The sequence below is a fragment of the Pseudomonas sp. 11/12A genome, from assembly GCF_000800055.1.
In the GTDB taxonomy this organism is placed as follows: Bacteria; Pseudomonadota; Gammaproteobacteria; order Pseudomonadales; family Pseudomonadaceae; genus Aquipseudomonas; species Aquipseudomonas mohnii.
In genome coordinates this window covers 4,554,662-4,570,789 of the sequence record NZ_JUGV01000001.1, presented here as the reverse complement: position 1 = coordinate 4,570,789, position 16,128 = coordinate 4,554,662, and the positions used below count along the sequence as shown (strand labels likewise).

Sequence of the window (16,128 nt, the reverse complement as noted above, 5' to 3'; positions counted from 1 at the left end):
GTTCCACCGCCGTCCTCTGTGGGAGCTGGCCTGCCAGCGATAGCGGTGTAGCTGTTGGTGCATGATCTGGATCCTGTCTCCCCATTCAGGTGCAAAATCAGCTCAAAAATCAGTCTTATTTATATCATGCGCACCATTTAATTTCACAAATGCGACATTTTGCGCTGTTCTTGTGCGCGAATCGTTTGTTAAAGTCCGGCCCAAGCGCTTCCTACGACAAAAAATTTGCCGAGACTTTTCCATGATCGAATCCGTCGAATCCTTCCTTGCCCGCCTGAAAAAACGCGACCCGGATCAGCCTGAATTCCACCAGGCCGTTGAAGAAGTCCTGCGCAGTTTGTGGCCCTTTCTCGAAGCCAATCCGCACTATCTGACTTCCGGCATCCTGGAGCGCATGTGCGAGCCGGAGCGCGCGATCGTCTTTCGGGTTTCCTGGGTCGATGATCAGGGCAAGGTCCAGGTCAATCGCGGTTTCCGTATCCAGATGAACAGCGCCATCGGCCCGTACAAGGGCGGCTTGCGTTTCCACCCTTCGGTGAATCTCGGGGTGTTGAAGTTCCTGGCCTTCGAGCAGACCTTCAAGAACTCGCTGACGTCGTTGCCCATGGGTGGCGGCAAGGGGGGCTCGGACTTCGACCCGAAAGGCAAGAGCGACGCGGAGGTCATGCGCTTCTGCCAGGCCTTCATGAGCGAGCTGTACCGCCACATTGGTGCCGACGTTGATGTGCCGGCCGGTGATATCGGCGTCGGTGCCCGCGAGATCGGTTTCCTGTTCGGCCAGTACAAACGCCTGAGCAACCAGTTTACCAGCGTGCTGACCGGCAAGGGGCCGAGCTACGGCGGCAGCCTGATTCGCCCCGAGGCCACCGGTTTCGGTTGCGTGTACTTCGCCGAAGAAATGCTCAAGCGTCGCGGTCAAACCGTTGAAGGCAAACGCGTGGCGATTTCGGGGTCGGGCAACGTCGCGCAGTACGCTGCGCGCAAGGTCATGGATCTGGGCGGCAAGGTGATTTCGCTGTCCGATTCCGAAGGCACGCTGTATTGCGAAAGCGGTTTGACCGAAGCGCAATGGCAAGCGGTGCTTGAACTGAAAAACGTCCAGCGTGGACGCATCAGCGAATTGGCCGGCCGTTTTGGCCTGGAGTTCCTCGCCGGCCAGCACCCTTGGGGGCTGAGCTGCGACATCGCGCTGCCATGCGCCACGCAAAATGAACTGGATGCCGAGGCGGCCCGTGCGCTGTTGCGCAATGGCTGCACCTGTGTGGCGGAAGGGGCGAACATGCCAACCACCCTGGAGGCTGTGGACCTGTTTATCGAGGCGGGCATTTTGTTTGCACCGGGCAAGGCGTCGAACGCCGGTGGCGTCGCGGTGAGCGGGCTGGAGATGTCACAGAACGCCATGCGCCTGCTGTGGACCGGCGGTGAAGTGGACAGCAAGCTTCACGCGATCATGCAGTCGATTCACCATGCGTGCGTGCATTACGGGGAAGAGAACGGCCAGGTCAACTACGTCAAAGGCGCGAACATCGCCGGCTTCGTCAAAGTCGCCGACGCCATGCTCGCCCAAGGTGTGGTTTAAGCCGGTTGAATGCGGATGATCTCGATCAGTTGATCGCCGGCCGGGCGTTGCCACAGCACCTCATCGCCCAGTTGTGCCCCGAGCAACGCGCGGCCCAGCGGTGAAGCCCAGTTGATCAGGCCGACCGTCGCATCGGCCTGGTCCTCGCCCACTATTTGCACCGTTTGCTCGTGATTGTGTTCGTCCGCGAACGTCACCCGGCTGCCGATCTGCACTTTCTTCGTTGAGCTGGCAGGCGGTGCCACTTGAGCGCTTTGCAGGCGCTGGTTGAAATACCTCAAGTCGCGCTGAAGATCAGCTTCGCGCTGCTTGTCGGCCAGCTCACCCAGGGCGTTCAGTTCTCCCAGCAGGGTTTGCAGCTCCGCGACCTTCGCCTGCAACTGGGTCAGGCCTGAGGGCGTAACGTAATTGGGTTGCACACTGACCTGCCGTTCGACCGGCTGATCGGCTTGCGCGGCGGCATTATCTTCATTGACGAAGGCACGACTCATGGTTTTCTCCCGATATAGGGTTTGGGCCATGGTTGCAGGCTTTTAGTTTCGATGAATGTCTGTGAGCGACCTGTGGCGACTGACGGGCCCGGGCAGCACGCTCGTCCACAACGGGGTGGCGCGCTGCCTGTGAGCTAGTAGTGATACCACTTCACCTCAAGCATCACTTCGTTCTCGGGCGTGGCCAGGTGGCTGAATTCGCGCTGGGCGCTCAGGCGCAAGCCCAGGTTGCGCGACAGTTCCCACTGCTGGTTCAGGCTCAGGCCACGACGCACTTCGCCATTGGTGAAGTAATCGCCCTTGGCCTCCAGGCTTAAGTTGCCCAGCGGATTTTTCCACAACAGGCCCGTGTTGAAACCCGCCGCCGGGGCGATAAAACCGGCGAAGTCATTGTTGTGCTCGACCCGCACGGTGCCCAGGGCAAAACCCAGCAGGTCGTCGCCCAGTTGCCAGGTGCCACCGCCGCCGCCGTTGACGTGGCTGACCAGGGTTTCGTCGTCATGTTTGCCCGGGACCCGCTCCAGACCGCCTGTGACCTGCCACGACAGCGGTTGCAGCAACTCATTGCGCGGTGTCAGGGAGCGGATGGTCGCCAGATCCAGTTGCTGTAACTGCCAGTCATTGCCTTCGTACTGGCGCAATTTGAGCTGGAGGATTTCGATCTGCGCGCCGAGGGGGAAACTTTCGGCGTTGTCGTTGAGGTCGTGATAGGCCATGCGCAGGCCGTATTCACCAAACGCCTTGTCGCCCCGGGTGCCGAGACCGGCCTGCCAGGTGCGGGATTCGTGACCGTCCTCCGGCAGGCCGGGTTGCGGGATGTCCAGCTCCGGTGCCGGGTTCTGATTGATCGCCCGCAGCAGTTCGAAGCTGCGCTGGGCCCGTGCGGGATCGCGTTCCTGTCCATTGGCCCGGTAGCGCTCCAATCGATAAGCGGCGTCGATGATCAACGCCTGGCGGTCGCGGGGCTGTGCCTTGAACGCCGGGGCCTGCAATTGTTTCTGGTCGGCGCTGACCTTCAGCACCCACTGTTGCTCTTCATCGGTCAAGGGCGCGGCGCGGCTCAAAAGTTCTCGCTCGCGCGACGGTCGATATTGGATGGACTCCACCAGCCCGGCCTCTTTCACCGCTTTGACGGTGTCGGTGGGAATGGCCGTCAGGGGGAATTGTTCGGTCAGGCGCAGGCTCGGGCGAGCCACTTGCAGCAGCTCCAGCAGGCGATAGGAACAGTTTTCGTCGAAGAAAAAATAGTCGAACTTGATCTGTTTCAGTTCCCAGACGTGCTCGACCATGCGCGCCGTTTCTGCCTGGGTCAGGTTCAGCCGGTATTCCCACAGGTCACGGTTTTCCAGACTACGGTATTCCGAGAGTTTTTCCTGGTACGGCACCAGCGCAAAGAGGCCCGGATACCCGCCCATCAGGCCTTTCCAGGCATAGAGGATGCTGTTATCCGAGCCTTCGATGTAGGCGCCGAAGTTGATCGCGTAGCTGAGCAGTGAGGTCTTGTCGCTCTGTACGTCGGCCTGATCGATGCGCAACAGGGTGTGGCCGAACATCGAAGATGGACTGTTCAGGTAGGCAGCCGGGAAGATCATCACCGCGCTGTGGGGCGAAACATCCTTGAACCACTGCTTGAACTCAGCGCAGTCCTCGGTCGGCAGATCCGTCAGGTTGAGCTGCGCTTTCAGCCAGCGGGTGCGGGCCGGGTAAACGCATTGGGCATGCTGTTCGCCAGCACTGGCCGGGGCATACAGCGCTTGCACGGTGGCCGCCAGTTCGTGATCAGGGTGTTCATTGCCATCGGCGGCGAGGAAGAATTTTTTGTCACTGACGTAGCTGCGCCAGCCGCCGAGCTTGGCGGTTTCGTAATGACCCAGGGAAATCCAGAAAGGGTCGTTGGCCAGTTGCTGCAAACGTTGTGGATCGACTTGAGACGCGGCGGACAGCGGGGCGCAGATACTGAGCGCCAGCCAGGCAAGGCGTTTGAGCATAAGTGGCAACTTAATTCGAAAAAAAACAAAGACCCAAAGAGGGGCAGGTCCAAAAAACAAAACCCGCTTCCCTGAAGAAGCGGGGTGGAGTCGAGCTTAAGCTTGAGTGGCGTACTTGGCCAGACGAGGGTCGTTTTTCAGAACGGCCAGGGTGTTGGTATGAACATCTTCAGCGGTCACGTCAGCTTTGCTGAAGATCTGTTGGAAGTGCTCGTGAGTGACGGCGGCGAAGTGCGCACGGTCTTCCGGCGCCACGCCCAGTACCACGGCGTAAGTGGTCAGCGCTTCGCCCTGACCTTTAGCCATGTCTTCGGACAGCTCGTTCATCATGCCATTCATGGCGAACCAGGATTTGCCGCCATAGGTCAGCGAAGCGTTGGTCGCGCAACCGTTGGTCCCGGAAGTCATGCCGAAGGTTGCGTTACCGGAAGTGCCGTTGGTGGTGGATGCCAGGAAGTGAGCCGGAGTACCACGCTGACCTTCGAACAGCATGTTGCCCCAACCGCAATCCGGACCGCCTGGCGCTTGAGCCATGGCGTTGAGGGATGCAACGGTGAAGAGAGTACCGAGAAGAATCCGTTTCATAGCTTTGTTCTCTTTTAGATGCGTACCAATGGAAAAGGGGGTTTGGCCCGTTCCGGCGCCAGTTGGGCCGGTTATTAGTCCAGCCGCGCAGTTTGGAGTTTAGGCACGATCAAGCGGTTCCGTGATTTTTTGCAAAACATTCGTTGAAAACAGTGAATTGGCGCGGCTCTGTACAGGGGTTTCGAGTTCTCTATGCTTTGGTTAAGGCGCTCCTTGCCAGTCGGGCATGGGCAGCGCCAGAATGCCGCTATCTGCCCCGCCTGATGTAAGGAAGCCCGATGCCTGATCCTGTTGCTGCCAGCTTGCGTCTAGCGCCTGAAGCGCTGACCCGTCCGTTTTCCGCTGAACAGTTCAGCTTCTCTACCACTAATGATCTGGAGCCCTTCCGCGGTGTGCTTGGCCAGGAACGTGCGGTCGAAGCCTTGCAGTTCGGTGTGGCCATGCCACGCCCCGGTTACAACGTGTTCGTCATGGGTGAACCCGGCACCGGCCGGTTTTCGTTCGTCAAACGCTACCTGAAGGCCGAAGCCAAACGCCAGCAGACCCCGGCGGACTGGGTCTACGTCAATAATTTCGATGAGCCGCGCGAGCCCCGCGCACTGGAATTGCCGTCGGGCACCGCCGGCGCCTTCATCGGCGACATCAACGGCTTGATCGACAACCTGCTGGCCACTTTTCCAGCGGTGTTCGAGCACCCGTCCTATCAACAAAAGAAAAGTGCCATCGACCGCGCCTTCAACCAGCGCTACGACAAGGCGCTGGATATCATCGAGCGTCTGGCCCTGGAGAAGGATGTCGCGCTCTACCGAGACAGCAGCAACATCGCCTTCACCCCGATGGCCGAGGGCAAGGCGCTGGACGAGGCGGAGTTCGCCCAGTTGCCGGAAGCCGAGCGTGAACGCTTCCATGACGACATTTCCGCTCTGGAAGAGCGTCTGAACGAAGAGCTGGCCAGCCTGCCGCAATGGAAGCGCGAGTCGAGCAATCAGCTGCGCCACCTCAACGAAGAAACCATCACCCTGGCCTTGCAGCCGTTGCTTTCGCCGTTGTCGGAAAAGTACGCAGAGAACGCCGCCGTGTGCGGTTACCTGCAAGCCATGCAGGTGTACCTGCTCAAGACCGTGGTCGAGCAACTGGTGGACGACAGCAAGACTGACGCCGTCGCCCGCAAACTGCTGGAAGAACAGTACGCGCCGAGCCTGGTGGTCGGTCATGCCTCCAGTGGCGGTGCGCCCGTGGTGTTTGAGCCGCACCCGACTTACGAAAACCTGTTTGGCCGCATCGAATACAGCACTGACCAAGGCGCGCTGTACACGACCTATCGGCAGCTGCGGCCGGGGGCGTTGCATCGGGCCAACGGCGGCTTCCTGATCCTTGAAGCGGAAAAAATGCTCAGCGAGCCGTTTGTATGGGACGCGCTGAAACGCGCCCTGCAATCGCGCAAGCTGAAAATGGAATCGCCGCTGGGTGAACTGGGGCGCCTGGCCACCGTGACCCTGACCCCGCAAAACATTCCGTTGCAGGTCAAAGTCGTGATCATCGGCGCCCGTTCGCTCTACTACACGCTGCAGGACCTCGATCCGGACTTCCAGGAGATGTTCCGTGTCCTGGTGGATTTCGATGAAGATATCCCGATGGTCGACGAGAGCCTGGAGCAGTTCGCTCAGTTGCTCAAAACCCGCACTTCGGAAGAAGGCATGGCGCCGTTGACCGCCGATGCGGTGGCGCGGCTGGCGACTTACAGTGCTCGCCTGGCCGAGCATCAGGGGCGTTTGTCGGCACGCATTGGCGATCTGTTCCAACTGGTCAGCGAGGCGGATTTCATTCGTCATCTGGCGAGTGATGAAATGACCGATGCCGGTCACATCGAACGAGCGCTCAAGGCCAAGGCCACCCGTACCGGGCGTGTGTCGGCGCGGATTCTCGACGACATGCTGGCCGGGATCATCCTGATCGACACCGATGGCGCGGCCGTCGGCAAGTGCAACGGATTGACGGTGCTGGAAGTCGGCGATTCGGCCTTCGGTGTGCCGGCGCGGATTTCTGCCACGGTGTATCCGGGCGGCAGCGGTATCGTCGATATCGAACGTGAGGTCAACCTGGGTCAGCCGATTCACTCCAAAGGCGTGATGATCCTCACCGGCTATCTGGGCAGTCGTTATGCCCAGGAATTCCCATTGGCGATTTCCGCGAGTATTGCGCTGGAACAATCCTACGGTTATGTCGATGGCGACAGTGCGTCGCTGGGCGAGGCGTGCACGCTGATCTCGGCACTGTCGAAAACCCCACTCAAGCAGTGTTTTGCAATCACCGGTTCGATCAACCAGTTCGGTGAAGTGCAGGCGGTGGGTGGGGTCAACGAGAAGATCGAAGGGTTCTTCCGTCTCTGCGAAGCCCGTGGGCTGACCGGCGAGCAAGGGGCAATCATTCCCCATGCCAACGTCGCGACGCTGATGCTCGACGAAAAAGTGCTGGCGGCGGTGCGCGCAGGGCTGTTCCATGTCTACGCGGTGCGCCAGGCGGACGAGGCCTTGAGCTTGCTGGTAGGCGAGCCGGCGGGTGAGCCGGATGAGAATGGCGAGTTTCCTGAAGGCAGTGTCAACGCGCGGGTGGTTGAGCGCTTGCGGGTCATCGCGGAAATGATCAGCGAAGACGATCTGAAGGAAGCCGAGAAAGAGGCGGCGCAGGAGGCACTGGTCGAAGCCAAACCGGCCTGATACAAAACAATCCAGGGATTAAACCGTTCCACTGTGGGAGCGAGCCTGCTCGCGATGACGGATTAACATTCAGCATGTTTGTTGACTGTCAGTCTGTTATCGCGAGCAGGCTCGCTCCCACATTTGTTTGTGTGTATCCCAAAGTGCCATCACTCTGACGTCAATATTCACACAATGACCATTCGGCGCCTTCTGGTCTTGCCTGACGTGCTAGTCAGACTTTTCTTCTATTCTCTGCTCAAGGATATCGACAGTAATCACTGGATCGAGACAGCCTTCGCTTGGGGGCTGAATACCGGATCTAACGAGGGTCGCCGCCATGTCGCGCAACCTCTGCCTCACCCGTCAATGCCTGGGTCTTGTGACCCGTATCGAATGCGCCATCAAACCGTTGGCGGGCGATACGGGCATGTGGACCTTACTCTTCGCTGCCGGAATGGCGGGCGAACAACCTTCAGCCATCAAGGCTCAAGGCCCGTTTCATGGACCTTTTGTCGCTGAGTCGATACTCGACACTATTGTTGAAAGCCTGACCTTGCATGGTTATGAACTGGCCGATGACCCGCAGATCTGGTGCCTGCATCTGCAAGCCCAGTTGCGGGAAATCAACGGTGGTCGTTGCCGCAGCGTCGGTGGCTTCGAGTTCCGGCCCGAGCATTAAGCGCTATTGGACCAGATGGGACGTGTCGGCCTTGTCGAGCTTGACCTCGAAACCGTATTGCACGGTGGTGAGGTCAGTTCGCTGATAGGTTTCCAACTGCGTGGGTTGCCCGTAGAAGTAATGCACGGCAAATAATCCGGGGCCTTCTGCACTCGCATCATGGTTGACCGCCAGAATTTCCTTCAGGTAGTTGCCGCTGTCATCCTTGGCGAAAAAACGCCAGTCCTGATCGGGAAACACTTTCAGATCCACCACCAGTGCATTGCCCTTTAGCTCGAGCCCCTTGGGCAGTTGATGGGCGTCGAGGGGCTTTTTCTCGACCGTGGCCAGGAACAGCGGCATGGAGCCCACCACGTAAGCCGGTGTTTCCGGAAACAGGTTCAGGTCATAGGTGATGGTGCCGCGCAGTGGATCGACCTGGTAGGCCTCTGCGGGTAGTTCGATGGGCTCGTCGCGTTTGCCGCGACTGTCCTCGGTGAAGAAACTGACGGGGCTGTCGCCGGGGTTGAAGGACGAGCCGAGCAGTTCGTCATTGAAGCTCTTGAGGTGACTGAATTCGACCCTTGCAGCGCTGGGGTCATCGACCGATTGACTGATGTTGACCCCTTTCTTCAGTTGTTCCTCCGTCAATGCGGCGCCCTTGAGCCAGGTCGACGCCTGGTCGTCATACACCACCACAGGAAAGCTCAGTGGCTGGATGGTTTTCTCCGTGGTGTGACGGTCGAAGCGTCGGATCGGCAGGTTCAGGTCCTTGCGCGTTACGGTGGCTCCGGAAAAATCCAGCAGGCTGACTTCGAGGGTTTCGATCGGCCCGTTGAAGTACACCTTCGAGTAATGGTGGGTTTGTTGCTTTTCAAAGGCGCGCTGTTCTTCGTCGAGTTGTTTGCCGAACGCGTCGGTCCAGGTTTTCTGCTGCTGCATTTTTGCCAGCTGTTGTTGATAGAAGGCGATTTGCGAGGCGGTTTCGTTGATTGACCCCGAGCGCGTGAGAAATTGCCCGGTGGCGTCCCTGGCCTGGACGATCAGCGGGTTCAGTGGGGTTTCGTCAATCTCGGGTGCAAGCGGTGCGTTGTTGTTGAACTCTATTTCGGCGTAGTTGTGGGTCAGCTTGAGCAAGGTGACGCTGAGGTTGTCGTTGGTGCGAGTCTGGCCAACGTCCTTTTTCGTCAAGTCGAAGCTGTAGAGCCGGCGCGGTGCAATGACTTCCAGCTTGCCTTGCAGGCTCACCGGTTGTGGCTGGTTCTTGTGGTCGATGTCCAGGCCTTCGATGAACGGGTAGGTCACGGTCAGGTCATCCGGGCTGGTCAGGTTGGAGCTCGACGGGCTCAATTGAATGCCCGGATCGGTTTCCGACCATTCCGGCTGGAAAGCGATGACGCGTTTGTTGTTCAGGGTGACCGACTGCCATTCCAGTCCATGGGGAAACAGGAACGCGGCGGGAATGTTGAAATTGAAGGGGAACACCGGTTGCAGATCGATCAGGTAGTCGGAACTGGAGTCTTTGCGCAGCACGAACAGGCCGTTGATATAGGTATCGACCAGGGCCTGGGGCGTGGGGTAGTGCTTGAGTACGGCGAGGGCGTCGTCGCCGTACTCGGTTTCCACGGGTTTGCTGTCCAGCTTGAGCTGCGCGCGTTCCAGCAGCAACAGCGAGCCGCCCAGTTCAGCCACGGCTTCCTTGAGTTTAGGGTCGGTGATGGCGTCCAGGGATTTTTCGAACTGCGCGGTCTTTTCCTCGAGGCTGACCTGACGTTTCTCTTCGCCGGGTGAGCAGGCGCCCAGCAACAGGGCCAGGCAAACTCCAGCACTCGTTAACGTTAGTCGCACATCCATTTCCACTCTTCCTGTCCGATATCACGCGGCTGTCAATAGTTTGGACACTAGCAGAAAAAATTTGACACATACGCGCAGGTGGCGGATTTCTCAACGGTTTCTGGCGGCTTTTGGGCATACACAGGCGACTGTTATACTCGCGGCCATTTCAGACCACGTGTGAGATTCAATGGAACGCTTTATCGAAAATGCAATGTATGCATCCCGCTGGCTGCTGGCTCCGATCTATTTCGGGCTGTCCCTGGGACTGTTGGCGCTAGCACTGAAATTCTTCCAGGAAGTCTTCCACGTCATTCCCAACGTCTTTTCGATGGCCGAGTCGGACCTGATCCTGGTGCTGCTGTCGCTGATCGACATGGCACTGGTGGGCGGTTTGCTGGTGATGGTGATGATTTCCGGCTACGAGAACTTCGTTTCCCAACTGGATATCGACGAACACAAGGAAAAGCTCAATTGGCTGGGCACCATGGATTCGTCTTCATTGAAGATGAAGGTGGCGGCGTCCATCGTGGCCATTTCCTCCATCCACTTGCTGCGGATTTTCATGGACGCCAAAAACGTCGATCCCGAGCATTTGAAGTGGTACGTGATCATTCACATGACGTTCGTGGTGTCGGCGTTTGCCATGGGTTATCTGGATAAGCTGACCAAGCACTGACACCAGGCATGCTCCCTGCGGCGAGCAAGCTCGTTCGCCACAGGGGGTTTTGCCCAAACAGACGGGCGGCATCGTTTGTGGCTTGTGCTTTGACGCGCCGAGGCATATCCCTGTAGATGTCTTGGCTCGCCAATGCGTGAGGTGCGTTCATGAACCTGCAAGAGTTGAATGCCTATGCCGTCGCCGGGAAGGTCGATGAGCTGAACCTGATTTCCATGGAAGGCGGTATCTACCTGCTGGAAGCGCGGATGCATGGCGCGGCGTATCCGTTGAGCGATGCTCGCGGGCAGATGTTTCACGTGCGTTCAGTCGAGCACGCGCGTGAAGTGCTGCACTCCTTTCCCAAGTTGAATTTCAACCTCGTGCACACCTTGGTCCATGACGAGATGTGCGGGCTGGGTGACGTCGAAGAACACCTGAAGGTGCCGATCGACCTTGGTTATTCGCGACAGGGCTGACGTCCCTCATCAACCCGTGGCAACTGTGCTAGTCTGCTGGCCCTTTTGGTTCCGGGCGCTCCGGGACGCGCTGTGCACGCACGGCAAGTTCCAGGGCCGTCCGCACAGCGGAGCAGTGTCATGTCCGAAGTAAATCTGTCCACCGACGAAACCCGCGTCAGCTACGGTATTGGCCGTCAGTTGGGCGACCAGCTGCGTGATAACCCGCCACCGGGCGTTAGCCTGGACGCGATCCTTGCCGGTCTGACCGACGCATTCGCCGGTAAGCCGAGCCGTGTGGGCCAGGAAGAAATGTCCGCCAGCTTCAAGGTCATCCGCGAAATCATGCAAGCCGAAGCGGCAGCCAAGGCTGAAGCGGCTGCTGGCGAAGGCCTGGCCTTCCTGGCCGAGAACGCCAAGCGTGAAGGCATCACCACCCTGGCTTCCGGTCTGCAGTTCGAAGTGCTGACTGCCGGTGAAGGCGCCAAGCCATCCCGTGAAGACACCGTGCGTACCCACTACCACGGCACCCTGATCGACGGCACTGTATTCGACAGCTCCTATGAGCGTGGTCAGCCTGCAGAATTCCCGGTCGGCGGCGTGATCGCTGGCTGGACCGAAGCCCTGCAACTGATGAATGCCGGCAGCAAATGGCGTCTGTACGTGCCGAGCGAGCTGGCTTACGGCGCGCAAGGCGTTGGCAGCATTCCGCCGCACAGCGTACTGGTATTCGACGTCGAGCTGCTCGACGTTCTGTAAGACCTGCTGATTACCTGTAGGAGCGAGCCTGCTCGCGATGGGCGACAACGGTAGCGCGGCCATTCTCAATGAACGCGGTGTCTTTGAGTTTTTCGCGAGCAGGCTCGCTCCTACAGGGTCTTGCGGCGTTTTTCATAATTCGATTTTATGGTGCGGTTCAGTGTGCGGGCGTAAGGCCCGGGCATAGCAGAACAGAAACAGATTGCGCACCAGTTCCTTGAGCACCATCGGCTCGCAGGAGCTCAGGCCATTGACGTCCAGATCACCCTGATCCTGCAGTTCGCTCAAGGCTTCCTCTTCAAGCACCGCACAGACTTCCCCGGTTTCCCGATGCAGGATTCGCAGGTAAGGGTGTGGGCGGTCCAGCCAGGCATCGATCAAATAAGTCATGTGTCATCTCCATTGAAAAGGGTTTCAATGAGAATAATTCTTATTATCGGAATAGCAAGCGTCTATCGACGGATTGTGGCTTTAACGGGGTAAAGACTGCGCAAGGTCAAAACGGCTAGCGACTGGCTACTGCGAGAGAGGCGGGACGGGGGAGGGCGAAGCACCATCCCACGCTTGGCGCGGGATGGAATACAGCGGAATCAGACTTTTCTGACGAACTCGGATTTGAGTTTCATCGGGCCGATACCGTCGATCTTGCAGTCGATATCGTGATCGCCATCGCACAGGCGAATGTTCTTGACCTTGGTGCCGACCTTGACCACCAGGGATGTGCCCTTGACCTTTAGGTCCTTGATCACGGTGATGGTGTCGCCGTCCTGCAGGACATTGCCGACCGAATCCTTTTTAACGGTGTCATCGGACACGGCTTCGGCTTCACCGTTGGCGGACCACTCGTGGGCGCACTCGGGGCAAATCAGTTGGGCGCCATCTTCGTAGGTGTATTCGGAATTGCATTTCGGGCAGGGTGGCAACGTGCTCACTAAGGCTCCTTTGGATTCAGGATCGCTAAAAAGCGCACATTGTATAGGGTTTTAGGCGGGAGCGGGCACCGCGCAGGAAAACCTGTGGGGATCAAGCCTGTGAGAGCGAGCTTGCTCGCGATAGCGTCCTTTCAGGCAACAAGAATGTTGAATGTAAGTACCTAATCGCGAGCAAGCTCGCTCCGACATTGTTTTGCAGTGTTTGTCAGTGCGTGCGGGCGACCGCGAACTCGCTCAGCTCGACCAAGGCATCGCGGTATTCGCTGGCAGGCAGCGCCTCGAGGCATTTGATCGCGCGGGCCACGTAGTCGCGGGCCAGTTGCGCGGTGTAGTCCAGGGAACCCGAGGCTTCCACGGCTTCGCGGATGCTTTCCAGGTCTTCGATACCCCCTTTCTGGATCGCCTTGCGCACCAGTGCAGCTTGTTCCGGCGTGCCCTCGCGCATGGTGTAGATCAGCGGCAGGGTCGGCTTGCCTTCAGCCAGATCGTCACCGACGTTCTTGCCCAGGGTTTCTGCGTCGCCCTTGTAGTCCAGCAAGTCGTCGACCAACTGGAAGGCTACGCCCAGATGATCGCCGAACGTGCGCATGGCTTCAGCCTGCTCCGGCGTGGCTTCGCACAGGGCTGCGGCACTGTGGGTCGAGGCCTCGAAGAGCATCGCGGTCTTGCCGCGGATGACTTCCATATAGGTTTCTTCGGTGGTGCTGGCGTCACGGACCTTCGACAGCTGCAGCACTTCGCCTTCGGCGATGATGCGCGTGGCTTGCGAGAGGATCTTCATCACCGGCATGGAGCCGAGCTCGACCATCATTTCGAAGGAGCGCGAATACAGGAAGTCGCCCACCAGCACGCTGGGGGCGTTGCCCCACATCGCGTTGGCGGTCGAGCGACCACGGCGCATGCCGGACATGTCCACCACGTCATCGTGCAACAGGGTCGCTGTATGCAGGAATTCGATGGTGGCTGCCAGCAGGCGCAGGTCATCGCCTTCGCGACCCAGTGCCTTGCCGCACAACAAGACTAATAAAGGACGCAGGCGTTTGCCGCCGGCCGAGGTGATGTAATCGCCGATTTTCGATACCAGCGGCACTCGGGAAGTCAGCTGCTTCTTGATGATGCCGTCGACGGCGCTAAAATCGTCCGCCACCGCGCGGTAGAAAGCTTGGGGTTGCATCAGCGACAGTTGCTCCAGAAGGGTTGCGCGGCATGCTAGGACCCGCGTCGGCAGGTGTCAAGGCGCGATGGACGGCCTATTGCAAGGCGCTCGTGCCTTGCGTACAATCGCGCACCCTGAACTTCCTGGGCAGCACCTGCCTTACGCAATTGCAAGCGGGCCTTCCAGCCCCATGCAGCCATGCCAGCCAATACCTCTTCTTATAAAGAGCTGGGTGAGCAGGATTATCGGAGAAATACCATGTCTTATGCAGTAATCGTTACTGGCGGCAAGCAGTACAAAGTCGCCCCAGGTGAATACCTGAAGATCGAAAAACTGGAAGTCGCTACCGGCGAATCCGTTACCTTTGATCGCGTTCTGTTGGTTGCCAATGGTGACGACGTGAATATCGGTGCTCCAGTTGTTGCTGGCGCTACCGTTGTGGCTGAAGTGATCTCCCAAGGTCGTCACGATAAAGTCCGCATCATCAAGTTCCGTCGCCGTAAGCACCACATGAAGCGTATGGGCCACCGCCAGTGGTACACCGAGATCAAAATCACCGGTATTCAGGCTTAATTACAGCCTAATTCCTCACTAGGAGAATTGAACTCATGGCACACAAAAAAGCTGGTGGTAGTACCCGTAACGGTCGCGACTCAGAAGCCAAACGCCTTGGCGTGAAGATGTATGGCGGCCAGGCTATCAAAGCAGGCAACATCATCGTGCGTCAGCGCGGCACCCAATTCCACGCTGGCTACGGCGTTGGCATGGGTAAAGATCACACCCTCTTCGCTAAAGTCGAAGGCGTGATCAAGTTCGAAGTAAAAGGCGCCTTCGGTCGTCGTTATGTGAGCGTAGTCGCAGCTTAATTGCGCGATCGCTGGAAAAGCCCTGTCTCGCGACGGGGCTTTTTCGTTTGTGGGGTGAGTCTCTTGCAAAACTGTTTGTATGGGCTGTCGGCGCGCTGGATTGTGCGGTCGTTGATTGAGGTCGCTGCGCTCATTTTTGCAAGAGTCTTATGTCTTAGTGTTTTTCGGCTCGTCCGTATGGCGAGAGGCGTTGTGTTATGAAGTTTGTTGATGAAGTATCGATTCGAGTAAAGGCTGGCGACGGCGGTAACGGTTGCATGAGTTTCCGGCGCGAGAAATTCATCGAGAACGGTGGTCCGAACGGTGGTGATGGCGGTGATGGCGGCTCGGTCTACATGATCGCCGACGAAAACCTCAATACCCTGGTGGATTACCGTTACACCCGGCACTTCGATGCCGAGCGTGGCTCCAATGGTGGCAGCACCGACTGCACCGGCAAGAAGGGTGAGGATCTGGTTCTGCGCGTTCCGGTCGGCACCACCGTGATCGATTCCGCGACTCAGGAAGTGATCGGTGACCTGACCAAGGCTGGCCAGAAGCTGCTGGTGGCCCATGGCGGCTGGCACGGTCTGGGTAACACGCGTTTCAAATCCAGTACCAACCGTGCACCGCGCCAGACTACGCCGGGCAAGCCGGGCGAGCAGCGTGATCTCAAGCTGGAAATGAAAGTGCTGGCGGACGTGGGTCTGCTGGGCTTGCCGAACGCTGGCAAAAGTACCTTTATCCGTTCGGTATCGGCGGCCAAGCCGAAAGTTGCCGACTACCCGTTCACCACGCTGGTGCCAAACCTCGGCGTGGTCAGCGTCGATCGCTGGAAAAGCTTCGTGGTTGCGGACATTCCGGGCCTGATCGAAGGTGCTTCCGAAGGCGCGGGTCTGGGTATTCGCTTCCTCAAGCACTTGTCGCGTACCCGTCTGCTGCTGCACCTCGTCGACATGGCGCCGCTGGATGACACCAGTGCTCCGGACGCCGCAGAAGTCATCGTTAACGAATTGACCAAGTTCAGTCCGTCCCTGGCTGAGCGTGATCGTTGGTTGGTCCTGAACAAATGCGACCAGATTCTTGAAGAAGAGCATGATGCACGCGTCAAGGAAATCGTTGATCGCCTGGAGTGGACGGGTCCGGTCTATGTGATTTCGGCCATCGCCAAGCAGAACACCGAGCGCTTGTGCCACGACATCATGCGCTATCTGGAAGATCGTGCCGATCGTCTGGCCAATGATCCCGCCTACCGGGAGGAGCTGGCAGAGCTCGATCAGCGCATTGAGGATGAGGCGCGTGCCCAGCTGCAAGCGCTGGACGATCAGCGTGCCCTGCGTCGCAGCGGCGTGAAGTCGGTCCACGACATCGGCGACGATGATTGGGATGAAGAAGACGTGGATGACGAAGACGGTCCGGAAATCATTTACGTGCGTGACTGATTCGTTGCGATAAACTTAAGCGCCGCTCAATTGAGCGGCGTTTTG

At 58.5% G+C, this 16,128-nt stretch carries 16 protein-coding genes; 9 read left to right on the top strand and 7 right to left on the bottom strand.

Annotation, left to right across the window (positions count from 1 at the left end; genetic code table 11):
- Positions 1 to 241: 241 nt before the first annotated feature.
- Entirely contained in the window at positions 242 to 1,579 is a 1,338-nt protein-coding gene (gene gdhA / locus GQ39_RS21040) for an NADP-specific glutamate dehydrogenase (protein WP_047533496.1), read from the top strand.
- On the opposite strand, the gene GQ39_RS21035 is transcribed toward gdhA, so the two are convergent.
- The 3 genes from GQ39_RS21035 to GQ39_RS21025 all read right to left on the bottom strand — a co-directional run bounded on the left by GQ39_RS21035 (position 1,576) and on the right by GQ39_RS21025 (position 4,643).
- The gene (locus GQ39_RS21035; protein ID WP_047533488.1) at positions 1,576 to 2,070 is read right to left on the bottom strand and encodes a GreA/GreB family elongation factor; all 495 of its coding nucleotides are present in this window, start codon (positions 2,068 to 2,070) and stop codon (positions 1,576 to 1,578) included. The two genes, gdhA and GQ39_RS21035, sit on opposite strands and share 4 nt — an antisense overlap.
- A gap of 134 nt (positions 2,071 to 2,204) precedes the next feature.
- Positions 2,205 to 4,058: an Lnb N-terminal periplasmic domain-containing protein gene (locus GQ39_RS21030; protein WP_047533485.1), complete on the bottom strand. Its 1,854-nt coding sequence runs from the start codon at positions 4,056 to 4,058 to the stop codon at positions 2,205 to 2,207.
- 96 nt (positions 4,059 to 4,154) lie between these two features.
- Complete coding sequence (locus tag GQ39_RS21025) at positions 4,155 to 4,643, bottom strand: DUF3015 domain-containing protein (protein WP_047533482.1); 489 nt, start codon at positions 4,641 to 4,643, stop codon at positions 4,155 to 4,157.
- Between the two features lie 278 nt (positions 4,644 to 4,921).
- On the opposite strand from GQ39_RS21025, the gene GQ39_RS21020 reads away from it, so the two are divergent.
- Positions 4,922 to 7,360: a Lon protease family protein gene (locus GQ39_RS21020; RefSeq protein WP_047533479.1), complete on the top strand. Its 2,439-nt coding sequence runs from the start codon at positions 4,922 to 4,924 to the stop codon at positions 7,358 to 7,360.
- Positions 7,361 to 7,679: 319 nt separating this feature from the next.
- Complete coding sequence (locus tag GQ39_RS21015; RefSeq protein WP_047533476.1) at positions 7,680 to 8,021, top strand: PA4575 family protein; 342 nt, start codon at positions 7,680 to 7,682, stop codon at positions 8,019 to 8,021.
- A gap of 3 nt (positions 8,022 to 8,024) precedes the next feature.
- On the opposite strand, the gene GQ39_RS21010 is transcribed toward GQ39_RS21015, so the two are convergent.
- Positions 8,025 to 9,854, bottom strand: a complete 1,830-nt coding sequence (locus GQ39_RS21010; RefSeq protein ID WP_047533473.1) for a hypothetical protein — start codon at positions 9,852 to 9,854, stop codon at positions 8,025 to 8,027.
- Between the two features lie 169 nt (positions 9,855 to 10,023).
- Between GQ39_RS21010 and GQ39_RS21005 the strand changes: the two genes are divergently transcribed.
- The 3 genes from GQ39_RS21005 to GQ39_RS20995 all read left to right on the top strand — a co-directional run bounded on the left by GQ39_RS21005 (position 10,024) and on the right by GQ39_RS20995 (position 11,708).
- Positions 10,024 to 10,512 carry a TIGR00645 family protein gene (locus tag GQ39_RS21005; protein ID WP_047533470.1) on the top strand — a complete coding sequence of 163 codons (489 nt, stop codon included), beginning with the start codon at positions 10,024 to 10,026 and terminating at the stop codon, positions 10,510 to 10,512.
- A gap of 149 nt (positions 10,513 to 10,661) precedes the next feature.
- Positions 10,662 to 10,970, top strand: a complete 309-nt coding sequence (locus GQ39_RS21000) for a DUF6482 family protein (protein ID WP_047533468.1) — start codon at positions 10,662 to 10,664, stop codon at positions 10,968 to 10,970.
- 120 nt (positions 10,971 to 11,090) lie between these two features.
- A complete protein-coding gene (locus GQ39_RS20995; RefSeq protein WP_047533466.1) occupies positions 11,091 to 11,708 on the top strand; it encodes an FKBP-type peptidyl-prolyl cis-trans isomerase in 618 nt (205 codons plus the stop codon).
- A 132-nt stretch (positions 11,709 to 11,840) separates the two neighbouring features.
- Here GQ39_RS20995 and GQ39_RS20990 read toward each other — a convergent pair whose 3' ends face one another.
- The 3 genes from GQ39_RS20990 to GQ39_RS20980 form a co-directional block, all read right to left on the bottom strand.
- Complete coding sequence (locus tag GQ39_RS20990) at positions 11,841 to 12,098, bottom strand: PA4570 family protein (protein WP_047533465.1); 258 nt, start codon at positions 12,096 to 12,098, stop codon at positions 11,841 to 11,843.
- A gap of 200 nt (positions 12,099 to 12,298) precedes the next feature.
- Positions 12,299 to 12,640, bottom strand: coding sequence for a zinc ribbon domain-containing protein YjdM (locus tag GQ39_RS20985; protein WP_047533463.1), 342 nt, complete (start codon positions 12,638 to 12,640; stop codon positions 12,299 to 12,301).
- Between the two features lie 205 nt (positions 12,641 to 12,845).
- A complete protein-coding gene (locus GQ39_RS20980) occupies positions 12,846 to 13,814 on the bottom strand; it encodes a polyprenyl synthetase family protein (RefSeq protein WP_047533460.1) in 969 nt (322 codons plus the stop codon).
- Between the two features lie 240 nt (positions 13,815 to 14,054).
- Here GQ39_RS20980 and rplU point away from each other — a divergent pair, with 240 nt between their 5' ends.
- The 3 genes from rplU to cgtA all read left to right on the top strand — a co-directional run bounded on the left by rplU (position 14,055) and on the right by cgtA (position 16,083).
- Complete coding sequence (gene rplU, locus GQ39_RS20975) at positions 14,055 to 14,369, top strand: 50S ribosomal protein L21 (protein WP_007950961.1); 315 nt, start codon at positions 14,055 to 14,057, stop codon at positions 14,367 to 14,369.
- 35 nt (positions 14,370 to 14,404) lie between these two features.
- A complete protein-coding gene (gene rpmA, locus GQ39_RS20970; RefSeq protein ID WP_003281574.1) occupies positions 14,405 to 14,662 on the top strand; it encodes a 50S ribosomal protein L27 in 258 nt (85 codons plus the stop codon).
- Between the two features lie 197 nt (positions 14,663 to 14,859).
- Positions 14,860 to 16,083: an Obg family GTPase CgtA gene (gene cgtA / locus GQ39_RS20965; protein ID WP_047533450.1), complete on the top strand. Its 1,224-nt coding sequence runs from the start codon at positions 14,860 to 14,862 to the stop codon at positions 16,081 to 16,083.
- Positions 16,084 to 16,128: the final 45 nt, after the last annotated feature.

Excerpts from the sequence above, each read along its gene's own strand:
- gdhA (WP_047533496.1), top strand. The coding sequence starts at position 242 with ATGATCGAATCCGTCGAATCCTTCCTTGCCCGCCTGAAAAAACGCGAC.
- GQ39_RS21035 (WP_047533488.1), bottom strand. The coding sequence starts at position 2,070 with ATGAGTCGTGCCTTCGTCAATGAAGATAATGCCGCCGCGCAAGCCGAT.
- GQ39_RS21030 (WP_047533485.1), bottom strand. The coding sequence starts at position 4,058 with ATGCTCAAACGCCTTGCCTGGCTGGCGCTCAGTATCTGCGCCCCGCTG.
- GQ39_RS21025 (WP_047533482.1), bottom strand. The coding sequence starts at position 4,643 with ATGAAACGGATTCTTCTCGGTACTCTCTTCACCGTTGCATCCCTCAAC.
- GQ39_RS21020 (WP_047533479.1), top strand. The coding sequence starts at position 4,922 with ATGCCTGATCCTGTTGCTGCCAGCTTGCGTCTAGCGCCTGAAGCGCTG.
- GQ39_RS21015 (WP_047533476.1), top strand. The coding sequence starts at position 7,680 with ATGTCGCGCAACCTCTGCCTCACCCGTCAATGCCTGGGTCTTGTGACC.
- GQ39_RS21010 (WP_047533473.1), bottom strand. The coding sequence starts at position 9,854 with ATGGATGTGCGACTAACGTTAACGAGTGCTGGAGTTTGCCTGGCCCTG.
- GQ39_RS21005 (WP_047533470.1), top strand. The coding sequence starts at position 10,024 with ATGGAACGCTTTATCGAAAATGCAATGTATGCATCCCGCTGGCTGCTG.
- GQ39_RS21000 (WP_047533468.1), top strand. The coding sequence starts at position 10,662 with ATGAACCTGCAAGAGTTGAATGCCTATGCCGTCGCCGGGAAGGTCGAT.
- GQ39_RS20995 (WP_047533466.1), top strand. The coding sequence starts at position 11,091 with ATGTCCGAAGTAAATCTGTCCACCGACGAAACCCGCGTCAGCTACGGT.
- GQ39_RS20990 (WP_047533465.1), bottom strand. The coding sequence starts at position 12,098 with ATGACTTATTTGATCGATGCCTGGCTGGACCGCCCACACCCTTACCTG.
- GQ39_RS20980 (WP_047533460.1), bottom strand. The coding sequence starts at position 13,814 with ATGCAACCCCAAGCTTTCTACCGCGCGGTGGCGGACGATTTTAGCGCC.
- rplU (WP_007950961.1), top strand. The coding sequence starts at position 14,055 with ATGTCTTATGCAGTAATCGTTACTGGCGGCAAGCAGTACAAAGTCGCC.
- rpmA (WP_003281574.1), top strand. The coding sequence starts at position 14,405 with ATGGCACACAAAAAAGCTGGTGGTAGTACCCGTAACGGTCGCGACTCA.
- cgtA (WP_047533450.1), top strand. The coding sequence starts at position 14,860 with ATGAAGTTTGTTGATGAAGTATCGATTCGAGTAAAGGCTGGCGACGGC.